This is a genomic window from Streptomyces sp. NPDC001532 (assembly GCF_040298625.1).
Classification (GTDB): domain Bacteria; phylum Actinomycetota; class Actinomycetes; order Streptomycetales; family Streptomycetaceae; genus Streptomyces.
Window position 1 is genome coordinate 14,565 of the sequence record NZ_JBEPAL010000071.1, and the last position, 12,759, is coordinate 27,323.

The following is a 12,759-nucleotide window of genomic DNA, read 5'->3' on the forward strand; positions in this document are numbered from 1 at the left end:
CGCGCGCCGGTGCCCGGTGTGGCAAGGGTTGCCGACCCTGCCCCACGACCCTTCTTCACACCTCGCGTACGATTCCGCCACGACTTAGTTAGGCGAGCCTAACCTAAAGCAGAGAAGGGCTACAGGGGTGACGACCGAGACGGACGGGATCCACGGGATCTACCGCGATGCCTGGGGCATCCCGCATCTGCGCGCCGCGAGCGCGCCGGAACTCGCCCGCGTCCAGGGCCGGGTCACCGCGCTCGACCGCGCCTGGCAGCTGGAGGTCGAACGCCACCGCGCCCAGGGCACCTCGGCGTCCTTCCTCGGCACCGACGCCCTCGCCTGGGACCTCCTCGCCCGGCGCACCCGCCTCGCCGACACCGCCCGCCGCTGCTTCGACGCCCTCGCCGCCCGCGACCCGGAGTCGGCGGACTTCGTCCGGGCGTACGTCGACGGCGTCAACGAAGGGCTGGCGGAAGGAGCCCGCCGGACCCCCGAGTTCGCCGAGACCGGACTGGCGCCGGGCCACTGGGAGCCCTGGACCCCGTTCGCCGTCTGGGTCTCCACGCACATCCTGTTCGCCGGCTTCCCCGCCAAGCTCTGGCGCGGCCGGGCCGTCCGGCACCTCGGCTCCGAGGCGGTCGGCCTGTTCGCCACCGACGGGCCCGGCACCTCCGGCAGCAACGGCTGGCTGGTCGCGGGCGAGCGCACCGTCACCGGGCAGGCGGTCATCGCCGGCGACCCGCACCGCTGGATCGAGGACCCCGGCGTCTACCAGCAGATCCACCTGTCCTGCCCGGAGTTCGACGTCGTCGGCCTCGCCGTGCCCGGCGTCCCCGGCATCGCCCACTTCGGCCACACCGGCACCGTCGCCTGGGCCATCACCAACGCCATGGCCGACTACCAGGACCTGTACGAGGAGCGGCTGCGGCGCACCGGCGCGGGCGTCGAGGCGCTCGGCCCGGACGGGATCTGGCGGCGCGCCCAGCGGCACACCGAGTACATCGAGGTGCGCGGCGAGGAACGCGTGCCCGTGGAAATCATCGAGACCGACCGCGGCCCCGTCGTCGCCGGCGGACCCGAGGGCCTCGACGACGGCACCCCGCTCGCCCTCAGCCTGCGGTACCCGCCGCGCGTCACCGCCGACCTCGGCTTCGACGCGCTGCTCCCGCTGCTGCGGGCCCGCACGGTCGCCGACGTCGACCGCGCCTTCGACCGGTGGGCCGAGCCGGTCAACGTGGTGCAGGCCGCGGACACCGAGGGCGGCACGCTGCATCGGGTCGCGGGCCGGGTGCCGGAGCGTTCGGCCGCCAACCGGGTCCACCCGGTGCCCGCCTGGGAGCCCGGCCACGAGTGGACCGGCTGGCACGAGACGCCCCGCGCGGGTCTCACCGACGGCGTCGCCGTCATGGCCAACCAGCGCGGCCCCGCCGCCCCGCTCGGTGTCGAGTTCGCCCCGCCGCATCGCGCCGATCGCATCGCTGCCCTGCTCGCCGAGAAGGAGCGGTGGGCGCCCGGTGACATGTCCGCCATCCACATGGACACCCACCTCGCCTCCGCCGCCCCCCTCCTCGACCACCTCGCCGCCCTCGACGGACTTGGCCCCGAGACGGAGTCGCTGCGCGACCGCCTGCTGAGCTGGGACCGCCGCATGGACGCCACCAGCACCGACGCAGCCGCCTTCGCCGCACTGCGCGGCGCGGTCGTCCGCCGGCTCGCCGCCCACCCGGCGTTCGCCGCGCTCACCGAGGTGCCCGCCTACCCCGAGGCCCTGCTGCCCTGGCTGAACCTCACCGTGCGCATCGGCTACGCCCTCGAACATCTGCTGCGCGCCGAGGAGCTGTACGGCGTCGACCGCCCGGCTCTGGTCCGCGCGGCCCTGGAGGAGACCGCCGCGCGGCAGCCCGGGGGCACCTGGGGCGACACCCACCGCCTTGCCGCCTGGCGGGCCCTGACCGGCACCCCGTACGACGAACCCGGTCTGTCCGGCGACCACGACTGCGTGCTGTGCACCTCCGCGGTCCCCGGCCTCACCGATCTGGCCGCCCGTGGACCGGCCGCCCGCTATGTGTGGGATCTGGCGCGGCGGACGGACAGCCGCTGGGTGGTGCCGTTCGGCGCGTCCGGAGTGCCCGGCTCGCCGCACCACCGTGACCAGCTCCCCCTGTGGGCCGGGGGAGACCTCGTCCCGGTCGTCACCGACTGGGACCAGCTCGTGAAGGAGAGCGATGTCTGAGCCGTACGTTTCACGTGAAACCGTCCACGAGGAGGTGGTCGACGGCTTCGGCACCGTGCGCGTCCTGCCCCTCGACGCCAAGGCCGACGCCGAGGTGATCCACGGCTGGGTCAGCGAGGAACGAGCCTCCTTCTGGGGCATGAACGGCCTGACACAGGACCAGGTCGCCGACACCTACGCCCACATGGACACCCTCGACACCCATCACGCCTTCCTCCTGGTGAAGGACGGCGTCGCGGCCGCCCTGCTCCAGACCTACGAGCCGGAGGCGGACCGGGTGAGCGAGTGCTACCCGCCCGAGCCCGGGGACATCGGCATCCATCTGCTCCTCGCCCCCGCCACGACGACCGGCGGCGCGCGGGCCGGCTGGACGGCGGGGCTGGTGGCCGCCGTGTACGGGTACGTCTTCCGCACCCTGGACCGGCGGCGGATCGTCGTCGACCCCGATGTGGCCAACGACAAGGCCATCGCCCGGTTCGTCAAGCAGGGCTTCGAGGCGGGCCCGGCGGTGGTGCTGCCGGAGATCGACCTGCCGGACGTGTACCTGCCCGAGAAGCGCGCCCAACTGGCCTTCCTGCGCCGGGAGGTAGCCTTCCCGGCGTGACCCCGGACAGCGCCGCGCCCCTCACACCGGAAGCCCTCGTCGCGCACTACGGACTCGCACCGATACCGCGCGAGGGCGGCCTGTTCCGCCGCACCTGGGCCGGGCCCGAGCGCCCGGACGGCCGGCCGGAGGGCACGGCCATCGTCGCCCTGCTCACCCGGGACGACTTCTCCGCCCTGCACCGCCTGCCCACCGCCGAGATCTGGCACTTCTACCTCGGCGACCCGCTGGAACTCCTGCTGCTCGCCCCGGACGGCACCGCCCGCACCGCCGTGCTCGGCCGGGACGTCCTGGGCGGCCAGCACCTCCAGCTCACCGTGCCCGCCGGCACCTGGATGGGCGGGCGGGTCGCCGAGGGCGGCGACTGGACGTTCTTCGGCTGCACCATGGCACCCGGCTTCCGCTACGCCGACTACGAGCACGGCGACGCGGACGAGCTGACGGCGCGCTATCCGGCCGAGGCCGCGCGGATCGTGCCACTGTGCCGTCCATGAGGCTGCTGGAAGGACAGGTCGCCCTGGTCACGGGCGCGGGCAAAGGCATCGGCCGGGGCATCGCACTGCGCTTCGCGGAGGCCGGAGCGGCGGTCGCCGTGCACTGCCGCACCGCGCTGGAGCCGGCCCGAGAGGTCGCGGACCGCATCCGCGCTGCGGGCGGCCGGGCCGTCGTCCTGAACGCCGACCTCACCGACGAGGACGCCTGCCACCGGGTGGTGCGCGAGGCCGCCGAATGGGGCGGCGGGCGGCTGACCGCACTGGTCAACAACGCGGGCGTCCAGCCGGTGCGCGAGCTGCCCGCGATGACCGGCGAGGAGTGGCGGACGGTCGTCGACACCGACCTGGGCAGCGTGTTCGCCTGCACCCAGGCGGCGGTTCAGGTGATGGGCGACGGCGGCTCCGTCACCCACATCGCCTCCATCGAGGCGAGCGCCCCCGCACCCGGACACGCCCACTACAGCGCCGCCAAGGCCGCCGTCGTGATGCACGCCCGCGCGGCGGCCCTGGAGTACGGCCCCCTCGGCATCCGCGTCAACACCGTCTCCCCCGGCCTGATCGACCGCGAGGGCCTGGCCGAGGACTGGCCGGACGGGGTGCGCCGGTGGCGGAAGGCGGCCCCGCTCGGCCGGCTCGGACGCCCCGAGGACGTCGGCGACGCCTGTGTCTTCCTCGCCTCGCCGCTCGCCTCCTGGATCACCGGCCACGATTTGGTGGTCGACGGCGGAGTCACCGCCCGTCCGCCCTGGTGACCGGCTGAACGCCCGGCACCCGCCGTCCGTATCCCTCCCGAAGGCCGGTCGCGGACATCGGGAGTACGGATCTGATGCACGAAGGCGTACGACTGTGCCGTCGGCCGGCGCTGACGGTGGTCCTGCTGATCCTGTTCCTCCTCGGCCCCGCCGCCCCCGCCTCCGCGCACGCCGCCCTCGGCACCACCGACCCCCGCGACGGCAGCGTCCTCCCGTCCGCGCCCCGGCACCTCACCCTCGGCTTCACCGAATCCGTCGGCCTGCTGGAGGGCTCGGTGCGGCTGTTCGGCCCCGACGGCCGCCGGACCCACCTCGACGAGCCCCGGCACCTGCCCGGCGGCGACGACACCATCCGCGTCACCGTGCCCGGCGAGCTGGGCACCGGCACCTACACGGTGGCCTGGCGCGTGGTCTCCGCCGACAGCCACCCCGTCTCCGGCGCCTTCACCTTCTCCGTCGGCGAACCCAGCCGTACGACCGCGGCGCCGGACACCGGCCCGGCCGAACACCCGGCGACCAAGGCCCTGCACACCCTCGCCCGCCACCTCTCCTACCTCGCCGCCGCCCTCCTCCTCGGCACCGCCGCCTTCATCGCCGTCTGTCGCCCGCCCCACCCGCGTCCCCTGCGCCGGCCGCTGATGGCCGGCTGGTGGACCCTGTTCGCGGCCACCGTCGCCCTGCTCCTGCTGCGCGCCCCCTACGAGGCGGGCACCGCCCCCTGGACCGCCCTCGACCCCGCCGGCCTGGCCCGCACCCTGACCGGCCGACCGGGTGTGGCCCTGCTCTGCCGGCTGGCCCTGCTGCTGGTGCTCGCCCTGCTGCCCAGACGCCGCACCCCCGCCGTCCTCGCCGCCGGCGCCACCCTCGCCGTGGGCCTCGCCCTCACCTGGGCGGGCGCCGAGCACGCCTCCGCCGGGATCCAGGTACCGGTGGCGATCACCTCCTCGGTGCTGCACCTGCTGGCGATGGCGGCCTGGCTCGGCGGCCTCGCCGCACTCCTGCTCTGCCTGCGCCACGGCGCCCTCCCGACCGCCGCGGTGACCCGCTACTCCCGTCTGGCCTTCCTCTCCGTCACCGTCCTCGCGATCACCGGCGTCTACCAGTCCTGGCGCGGCCTCGGTTCCCTGGACGCGCTCACCCGGACCTCGTACGGCCGACTGCTGCTCGCCAAACTGGCCGCGGTGATCCTGCTGCTGGCGGTGGCCCGGATCTCACGCCGCCTGGTGCGGACGCGCGTGGCCGGCCGGGCGGTCGTCAGGGAACGGGTGCCGGAGCCGGCCGGGGCCGCGCGGGTGGGGGAACCGGCGGGGGCACCTCGGACGGAGACGGCCGTCCGGGCGGTGGCGACGGTGGGGGCGCTGGGGACGGCGGCCGCGGTGGTCGCGGTGGGGAAGCCGCCGGCCGGGGCGTCCCCACCGGGCCCGCCGCAGGAGCCGAAGCCCGGGCCAGGGCCTGACCCCGAGCCCTCGCCTTCACCCTCGCGCGAACCCGAACAGGAAGCCGAATCGGAATCCGGACCCGAATCCGAATCGGAATCCGGACCCGAATCGGAATCCGAACCCGAACCCGAAGCGTCCCCAGAACCGCACCGCCGAGCCCTGTGCCGCTCCGTCCTCGCCGAGCTGGCCGTCGCCATGGTGGTGCTGCTGCTCACCACCCTGCTCACCGGCACCCCGCCGAGCCGCGCCGTGACCGAGGCGGCGGCCGGGGCGACAGGCGCCGGGGCGTCGGCCTCGCTGCCGCCCACGACCACCGCGACCGTGCCGTACGACACGGGCACCCCGGGAGGCCGCGGCACGGTGCAGATCACCCTGGACCCGGCCCGCACCGGCGAGAACTCCGTCCAGGCCGTCGTCTTCGCGCCCGACGGCGGTCTCGTCACCGTCCCCGAACTCCGTCTCTCCCTCACCCTCGACGCCCAGGACATCGGCCCGATCGACGCCCGGCTGGCCGACCGGGGCGGCTACTGGGCCACCGACACCCTCGACCTGCCGGTCGCCGGCACCTGGACGATGAAGGTGACGGTGCGGGTGTCGGAGTTCGACCAGGTGACGGTGGCCCGGCCGGTACGCGTCACCTGACCCCGGCCCGCCGCCCCGCGTGTCATCCGAACGGCTGACCCCCGGCCCGCCCCGAGGGGCCGACAATGGAGGTGTTTGCCCAGTTCAGCGACGCGAGCGGAGGAAAGGCGGTGCAGCGGGCCATGACGGACGACCACGGCGTACGGGAAGCCGAACGCGATGCCGGCAGCACGCTCACCACCCTCACCGTCGTCATGCACTCGGCCTTCTTCGTGCTGCTCGGCGCCTCCCTCGCCCGCTACCTCGCCCGGCACGGCCCCGAACCGCGCACCCCGTGGGTGATCGCCCTGTCGGTGCTGCTGGCTGCCCTGTACCTGCTCGGCCCGGCCCTCGGCGCCCGGCTCACCGTGCGCCGGATGCTCTGGCTCGGCGCGGTGGTGGCGACCTGGACGGTGCTGGTGGTGCTGGCGCCGAGCTACGCCTGGTGCGCGGTCCCGCTCTTCTACACCGGCCTGCGCACCCTCCCGGCGCGCGCCGCGATCACCCTGGTCACCCTGCTCACCGCGCTGGTGGTGGCCGCCCAGCTGAAGCTGGCGGGCTGGGCCGACCCCAACGTGCTGCTGGCGCCCCCGGCGGTCGCCGCCGTCGCCACGGCCGTGTTCGTCACGATGGAACGCCAGTCGGCCCGCCAGCGCGCCCTCATCGACGACTTGGTCCGCACCCGCCGTGTCCTGGCCGCCACCGAGCGCCGCGAGGGCATGCTGGCCGAACGCGAACGCCTGGCCCGGGAGATCCACGACACCGTCGCCCAGGGCCTGTCCAGCCAGCGGATGCTGCTCCAGGCGGCGGACCGGGTCTGGGAGAGCGACCCCGCCACGGCCCGCTCCCACCTCCGTACGGCCGCCTCGGTCGCCGAACACAACCTCGCCGAGGCCCGCCGCTTCGTCCACGACCTCACTCCGGCCGATCTGGCCGCCGGCGCCGGCCTGGTCGCCGCGCTCACCGCCCTCGCCGAGCGAGAGAGCGACGACGCCCTCACCGTCCGCCTGCACACCGAGGGCACCCCGGCAGCCCCGCTGCCCGCCCTCGTCGAGTCCGCCCTGCTGCGCATCGCCCAGGGCGCCCTCGCCAACGTCCGCGAACACGCCGCCGCCACCACCGCCACCCTCACCCTGACCTGCCTGGACGACGAGATCGTGCTGGACGTCGCGGACGACGGCCGGGGCTTCGACCCCCGTACCCCCGCCCCCGTGCGGGACGTACGCGGCCACGGCCTCCCGGCCATCCGCGCCCGGCTGCGCCAGCTCGGCGGCACCCTGGCGATCGAGTCGGCCCCCGGCGAGGGAACCGTCCTGTCCGCCGCCATCCCCCTGACGACACCTGCGGAGCCCCGATGACCGTGCGGATCCTCCTCTGCGACGACCACGCGGTCGTCCGCGCGGGCCTGCGCGCCCTGCTCTCCAGCGCCCCGGACATCGAGGTGGCGGGGGAGGCGGCCACCGGCGAGGAGGCCGTCGCCCTGGCCCGCAGACTCGCCCCCGACGTGGTGCTGATGGACCTCCAGCTGGGCCCGGGCATCGACGGCGTGGAGACCACCCGGCGCCTGCTGGCCGCCGGCGACCCGGCGCCGCACATCCTCGTCCTCACCACCTACGACACCGACGCGGACATCACCCGCGCCATCGAGGCGGGCGCCACCGGCTATCTCCTCAAGGCCGAGCGCCCCGAGGAGCTCTTCGCCGCGATCCACGCCGCCGCGGAGGGCCGTACCGCCCTCTCGCCGCCGGTCGCCGGCCGGGTCATGGCCCACCTGCGCACCCCGGGCCCGACCCTCACCCCGCGCGAGCGCGACATCCTCGGCCATCTCGTCCGCGGCCTGACCAACCGCGACATCGCCCGCACCCTCTTCATCAGCGAGGCCACCGTCAAGACGCACCTGCGCCGCATCTACGACAAGCTCGACGTCACCACCCGCGCGGCGGCGGTCGCGGTCGCGAAGGAACAGCGCCTCGTGACCTGACCCGGCTCGCCGAACCCCAGGTCAGACACAGCCAGTTGATAGATTCGCGGAACCGGCGGGCGACACGAAGAGCAACGCCCGCCGTGACACGACGGGGGACGACATGACGTGGGACGAATGGGAGAGGGCGAAGACGCAGGCGTCGGACGCCCACACCGCCCGCATGCAGCTCAACCAGGCCGAGCCGGGCCCGTCCGGCTCCGGCGGCGCCGATCTCATCGTGCACCAGGACGACCTCGGGGCCGTCGGCCACGAGGCGTTCATCCTGCACGGCGAGCTGAAGAAGAGGGCCGACATCGCCGGAGCGGGCATCGACAAGAACGGCTCCGGCACCACCATGCAGGCGGCCGCCGCCCTCAAGAGCCACCACCTCGGGCTGGGCTCGGAGCTGGAGACGACCGTCGAGGTGTGGACCTCGCAGGTGAAGCACGTCCTGCAAGCCTGCGCGCACATCTCGAACCACCTCGACTACAGCAAGAAACTGGCCGCGCAGGAGGACAAGGGCATCGCGGCCGAGATCCGCGGCCGCACCGGCACGCTGCCCGTCTCGGCGCTCAACGACTACTTCAAGTAGGGGGGACCATGGCGGACTTCACATACTCGGACCTCATGGCCCTGGACCTCACGAAGCTGGGCACCGCGGCGTCCGACTGGAAGACGATGGCCGCGGACCTGGCCAAGCTCACGACCGACGTCCGGGACGGACTGTCGAAGAAGGCGGAGGCGGCCCGCTGGAAGGGCCTCAACGCCACCGTGACCAAGGAGTTCGTGGGCAAGACGGCCAAGGAGTTCACGGACCTGCACACGGAGGCCGTGAGCATCGCGAACGTCCTCACCGACGCGCACGAGGAGCTGACGCGGTACCAGCAGCAGGCGAGGACCCTCACCGATTCGGCGCGGAAGGGAGACCCGTCCCACAACCCGCCGGACCCCGGCTTCCTGGTCTCCGACGGCCCCGGCGGCACGGTCCGCGTCATGGAGACCATGTGCACGCCGGAGGGCCCCGACCAGCGCACCAAGGACCGCATGCAGTGGTACGCGGACACCCTCACCGGCATCGTCCGGCACGCCGCCGAGGTCGACGCGCAGGCCGTCCGCGCCCTGCGCAAGAGCCACGGCGGCGACCCGGCGAACGCCGGCCACGCCAGGTACACCTCCCTCGACGAGGAGCAGCTGCCCCGCGCCGAGGAACTGGCGAAGAAGGGCGACGACACCAGTGAGAAGGAGCGGGCGGAGCTGCGCCGCCTGTGGGAGTCGCTGAGCCCCGACGCGCGGGCGCGGCTCTGGCTGGCGCAGAAGGACGGCCTGATGGCCGCGGGCATCCTGAGCCCGACCATGCCGCAGGTCGCGGCGGACGCCGGTTCCGGGAAGCACGACTCCGAGTCGCCGGGCTTCGACCAGTGGGTCACCAAGCAGAAGATGGAACTGCTGGCCGAGGGCGCCGACTGGAAGGGCATGACGGACGCCTCCCGGCACATGGCGCACTACCTGAACAACAGCGGCAGCCCCATGACCCTGCCGGTGGACAAGATGATGTCGGACGTCCCGGCCTTCAAGTCGTACGTCGACGACACCGTGCGCCTCAACCAGGACGACTGGCGCCGGCAGGCCCAGGAGGAGTTCCGGAAGAACGGCGGGAAGCCGATCGCGTTCCCGGTCGAGGCGAAACAGCCCGAGGGCTTCTACTTCACCGAGTCGCTGGACAAGAACTGGTTCTACGCGGTGGGCGGAGCCAACACCAATGTGACGGGTGTGGTCACGGCCGTCCCGGACGAGCACGGCAACCCCAAGATCACCGTCGACTACCAGGCCAATGTCTGGGACCGCTACAACTGGGACGAGGGCAAGGGCGTCAAGGTCGGCCCGATGGAGATCCCCGACGGCGAGATGGCCAAGCTGCACCGGGTCGGTCTCGCCCAGGAGTTCGACATGTCGGGCAGCAGCGGTGTCAAGCACTACGACCTCGGCTCCGCGCAGCCGAACGACGACCCGCTACCGGGTCCCGACGAGAGCAGGGACGGACGCTTGAATCCTGTCCGAGAGCAGCAGCAGGACCGTACGACCCAGACAGCGCCGGAAAGGGCGGCCCACCGATGAACCTCCCGCACCGCTCCCGGCTGACCGCCGCCCTGCTGACCCTCTCCGCCGTGCTGACCGCCTGCGGCACCCAGGGCGACGGCGGCACCGGCGGCGACGGCGGCAGCGGCGGCGCCGACCGGTCCGGCCGCGCCACCACCGAAGCGGCGTCGGACGCCGGCTGGGCCGAGGGCATCACCCCGCGGTGGATGAGCGAGCAGATGGGCGTCGAGGTCCCCGCCACGGCCGCCTCGCCCGAGGCGGCCTACGAGGTCACCGCCCGCTTCGACACCGGCCTGCTCACCTTCACGCTCACCCGCTCCGAGGCGGAGGCCTATCTGGAGAAGAACCCGCCGGAAGGCAAGTGGCTGGAGCCGACGGCCGCGCAGGACGTCCCCGCCCACGACTTCACGCACCTCGGCCTCCCGGAACCGGAGACCTTCGAGGACGGCGTCCGCTACGGCTACGTCTGCCCCGGCGCCGCCGAGGCCGACGAGGACCTCGGCGCGCCCGCGTACGACACCTCCGATGAACACTGCGTCCGCCTGTACGCCCACGAGTACTCCGCGCAGCGCACCCGCATCTACCTCCGCGCCCACTTCGAGCCGGGCGTCAGCCCGCTCCCCGCGACCCCGTCCGCCACGGACTGAGCCGCGGCAAACCGACCGCACACGAGACCGCACACGCGAAGGGCCCCACCGGATCGCCGGTCGGGGCCCTTCCCGGTCAGTCCGGTCAGTCCGGCCAGTCCGGTCAGTCGAAGAGGGCGACGAGTCCGTTCACCCAGATCCCCGGCATCGCGAGGGCGCCTTATTTCTGCCGACCTGCCTCACCGTCTCGCAGAACAGCGCCGGACGAGGTCGCCGAAGAGCCCCGCACAACGTCGAAGGGCCCCACCTCGCGGTGGGGCCCTTCGACATCGTGCCCGGTGAGGCACTGGCGGAGGATACGAGATTCGAACTCGTGAGGGGTTGCCCCCAACACGCTTTCCAAGCGTGCGCCCTAGGCCTCTAGGCGAATCCTCCGCTCGGAACATTACATGACCGAGAAGGGTGCTCGCGAACTCGTTCCCTCCGGTCGCCATCGGGTACTGTGGGCGCAGCCCCTCACGCGGCGCTATCTGACTGAACTCCCCCAGGGCCGGAAGGCAGCAAGGGTAGGTCGGCTCTGGCGGGTGCGTGGGGGGCGCTTGCGTTCCCGGACCGCTTCCGCAGGCGGTGGATCTTCGGGCGGGGCCGGTTGTCGGTGGGCGCCTATAACCTCGTATGCGTGTCGTCTCTCGCGCTGTACCGCCGCTATCGCCCGGAGTCGTTCGCCGAGGTCATCGGGCAGGAGCATGTCACCGACCCGTTGCAGCAGGCGCTGCGGAACAACCGGGTCAATCACGCGTACCTGTTCAGTGGTCCGCGCGGCTGCGGCAAGACGACCAGCGCCCGCATCCTGGCCCGCTGCCTGAACTGTGAGCAAGGTCCCACCCCCACACCCTGCGGGGAGTGCCAGTCGTGCCAGGACCTGGCCAGGAACGGCCCGGGCTCCATCGACGTCATCGAGATCGACGCCGCTTCCCACGGTGGTGTGGACGACGCCCGTGAGCTGCGCGAGAAGGCCTTCTTCGGCCCCGCCTCCAGCCGGTACAAGATCTACATCATCGACGAGGCCCACATGGTCACGTCGGCCGGCTTCAACGCGCTCCTCAAGGTCGTCGAGGAGCCCCCGGAGCATCTGAAGTTCATCTTCGCGACCACCGAGCCCGAGAAGGTCATCGGCACCATCCGGTCGCGTACGCACCACTACCCGTTCCGGCTCGTCCCTCCCGGCACCCTGCGGGACTACCTCGGCGAGGTGTGCCGGAAGGAGGACATCCCGGTCGAGGAGGGCGTGCTGCCGCTGGTCGTGCGGGCCGGCGCCGGATCCGTGCGTGACTCCATGTCCGTCATGGACCAGCTGCTCGCCGGCGCCCGGGAGGAAGGTGTGACCTATGCCATGGCCACCTCCCTGCTCGGCTACACCGACGGGTCCCTGCTCGACTCCGTGGTCGAGGCCTTCGCCACCGGCGACGGCGCCGCCGCCTTCGAGGTCGTGGACCGCGTCATCGAGGGCGGCAACGACCCTCGCCGGTTCGTCGCCGACCTGCTGGAGCGGCTGCGCGACCTGGTGATCCTCGCCGCCGTGCCGGACGCCGTGGAGAAGGGCCTCATCGACGCCCCGGCCGATGTCCTGGAGCGGATGCAGGCCCAGGCCGGCGTCTTCGGCGCGGCCGAGCTGAGCCGCGCCGCCGACCTGGTCAACGAGGGCCTGACCGAGATGCGCGGCGCCACCTCGCCGCGCCTGCAGCTGGAACTCATCTGCGCCCGGGTCATGCTCCCGGCCGCCTACGGGGACGAGCGGTCCGTCATGGCCCGCCTCGACCGCCTGGAGCGCGGCATCAACTTCTCGGCGGGCGCCGCCGCACCCGCCATGGGGTACGTACCGGGCCCGGACGTCCACGCGGGCGCCGCCGCCGCCCCGATCCCGGCGGGCGGCGGCCCCGCCCCCGCCCGCGCCCCCGTCCCGACGCCCCCACCCCCCCCCCCC

11 protein-coding genes, 1 tRNA gene and 1 other RNA gene are annotated in these 12,759 nt (G+C 73.4%); 12 read left to right on the forward strand and 1 reads right to left on the reverse strand.

Annotated features, from left to right (window positions below; translation table 11 throughout):
* The first annotated feature begins 127 nt into the window (after window positions 1-127).
* The 10 genes from ABT232_RS37020 to ABT232_RS37065 all read left to right on the forward strand — a co-directional run bounded on the left by ABT232_RS37020 (window position 128) and on the right by ABT232_RS37065 (window position 10,835).
* A complete protein-coding gene (locus ABT232_RS37020; protein ID WP_450871977.1) occupies window positions 128-2,218 on the forward strand; it encodes a penicillin acylase family protein in 2,091 nt (696 codons plus the stop codon).
* Window positions 2,211-2,822: a GNAT family N-acetyltransferase gene (locus tag ABT232_RS37025; RefSeq protein ID WP_351848823.1), complete on the forward strand. Its 612-nt coding sequence runs from the start codon at window positions 2,211-2,213 to the stop codon at window positions 2,820-2,822. Before ABT232_RS37020 ends, ABT232_RS37025 begins: the two co-directional genes overlap by 8 nt.
* Window positions 2,819-3,316, forward strand: coding sequence for a cupin domain-containing protein (locus ABT232_RS37030; RefSeq protein WP_351848826.1), 498 nt, complete (start codon window positions 2,819-2,821; stop codon window positions 3,314-3,316). Before ABT232_RS37025 ends, ABT232_RS37030 begins: the two co-directional genes overlap by 4 nt.
* Complete coding sequence (locus ABT232_RS37035; RefSeq protein ID WP_351848829.1) at window positions 3,313-4,068, forward strand: SDR family NAD(P)-dependent oxidoreductase; 756 nt, start codon at window positions 3,313-3,315, stop codon at window positions 4,066-4,068. Before ABT232_RS37030 ends, ABT232_RS37035 begins: the two co-directional genes overlap by 4 nt.
* Window positions 4,069-4,142: 74 nt before the next feature.
* Window positions 4,143-6,149 (forward strand): copper resistance CopC/CopD family protein, encoded by a 2,007-nt coding sequence (locus ABT232_RS37040; RefSeq protein ID WP_351848831.1) that lies wholly within the window; start codon window positions 4,143-4,145, stop codon window positions 6,147-6,149.
* A 194-nt stretch (window positions 6,150-6,343) separates the two neighbouring features.
* Entirely contained in the window at window positions 6,344-7,486 is a 1,143-nt protein-coding gene (locus ABT232_RS37045; protein WP_450871979.1) for a sensor histidine kinase, read from the forward strand.
* Complete coding sequence (locus tag ABT232_RS37050) at window positions 7,483-8,109, forward strand: response regulator (RefSeq protein WP_351848834.1); 627 nt, start codon at window positions 7,483-7,485, stop codon at window positions 8,107-8,109. Before ABT232_RS37045 ends, ABT232_RS37050 begins: the two co-directional genes overlap by 4 nt.
* A gap of 103 nt (window positions 8,110-8,212) precedes the next feature.
* Entirely contained in the window at window positions 8,213-8,683 is a 471-nt protein-coding gene (locus ABT232_RS37055; protein WP_351848837.1) for a hypothetical protein, read from the forward strand.
* An 8-nt stretch (window positions 8,684-8,691) separates the two neighbouring features.
* A complete protein-coding gene (locus ABT232_RS37060) occupies window positions 8,692-10,206 on the forward strand; it encodes a hypothetical protein (RefSeq protein ID WP_351848839.1) in 1,515 nt (504 codons plus the stop codon).
* Window positions 10,203-10,835: a hypothetical protein gene (locus tag ABT232_RS37065; protein ID WP_351848841.1), complete on the forward strand. Its 633-nt coding sequence runs from the start codon at window positions 10,203-10,205 to the stop codon at window positions 10,833-10,835. Before ABT232_RS37060 ends, ABT232_RS37065 begins: the two co-directional genes overlap by 4 nt.
* A 287-nt stretch (window positions 10,836-11,122) precedes the next feature.
* Here ABT232_RS37065 and ABT232_RS37070 read toward each other — a convergent pair.
* Window positions 11,123-11,210: transfer RNA gene (locus ABT232_RS37070), tRNA-Ser, on the reverse strand.
* Between the two features lie 72 nt (window positions 11,211-11,282).
* On the opposite strand from ABT232_RS37070, the gene ffs reads away from it, so the two are divergent.
* Window positions 11,283-11,381: signal recognition particle sRNA small type (ffs, locus tag ABT232_RS37075), an RNA gene on the forward strand.
* A gap of 73 nt (window positions 11,382-11,454) precedes the next feature.
* Window positions 11,455-12,759, forward strand: a 1,305-nt coding sequence (locus ABT232_RS37080) for a DNA polymerase III subunit gamma and tau (protein ID WP_351848844.1), incomplete at its 3' end; no start/stop codon positions are given.

Coding starts and splice junctions, on each gene's coding strand:
- ABT232_RS37060 (WP_351848839.1), top strand. CDS start 8,692: ATGGCGGACTTCACATACTCGGACCTCATGGCCCTGGACCTCACGAAG.
- ABT232_RS37065 (WP_351848841.1), top strand. CDS start 10,203: ATGAACCTCCCGCACCGCTCCCGGCTGACCGCCGCCCTGCTGACCCTC.
- ABT232_RS37035 (WP_351848829.1), top strand. CDS start 3,313: ATGAGGCTGCTGGAAGGACAGGTCGCCCTGGTCACGGGCGCGGGCAAA.
- ABT232_RS37025 (WP_351848823.1), top strand. CDS start 2,211: ATGTCTGAGCCGTACGTTTCACGTGAAACCGTCCACGAGGAGGTGGTC.
- ABT232_RS37040 (WP_351848831.1), top strand. CDS start 4,143: ATGCACGAAGGCGTACGACTGTGCCGTCGGCCGGCGCTGACGGTGGTC.
- ABT232_RS37045 (WP_450871979.1), top strand. CDS start 6,344: ATGCACTCGGCCTTCTTCGTGCTGCTCGGCGCCTCCCTCGCCCGCTAC.
- ABT232_RS37055 (WP_351848837.1), top strand. CDS start 8,213: ATGACGTGGGACGAATGGGAGAGGGCGAAGACGCAGGCGTCGGACGCC.
- ABT232_RS37050 (WP_351848834.1), top strand. CDS start 7,483: ATGACCGTGCGGATCCTCCTCTGCGACGACCACGCGGTCGTCCGCGCG.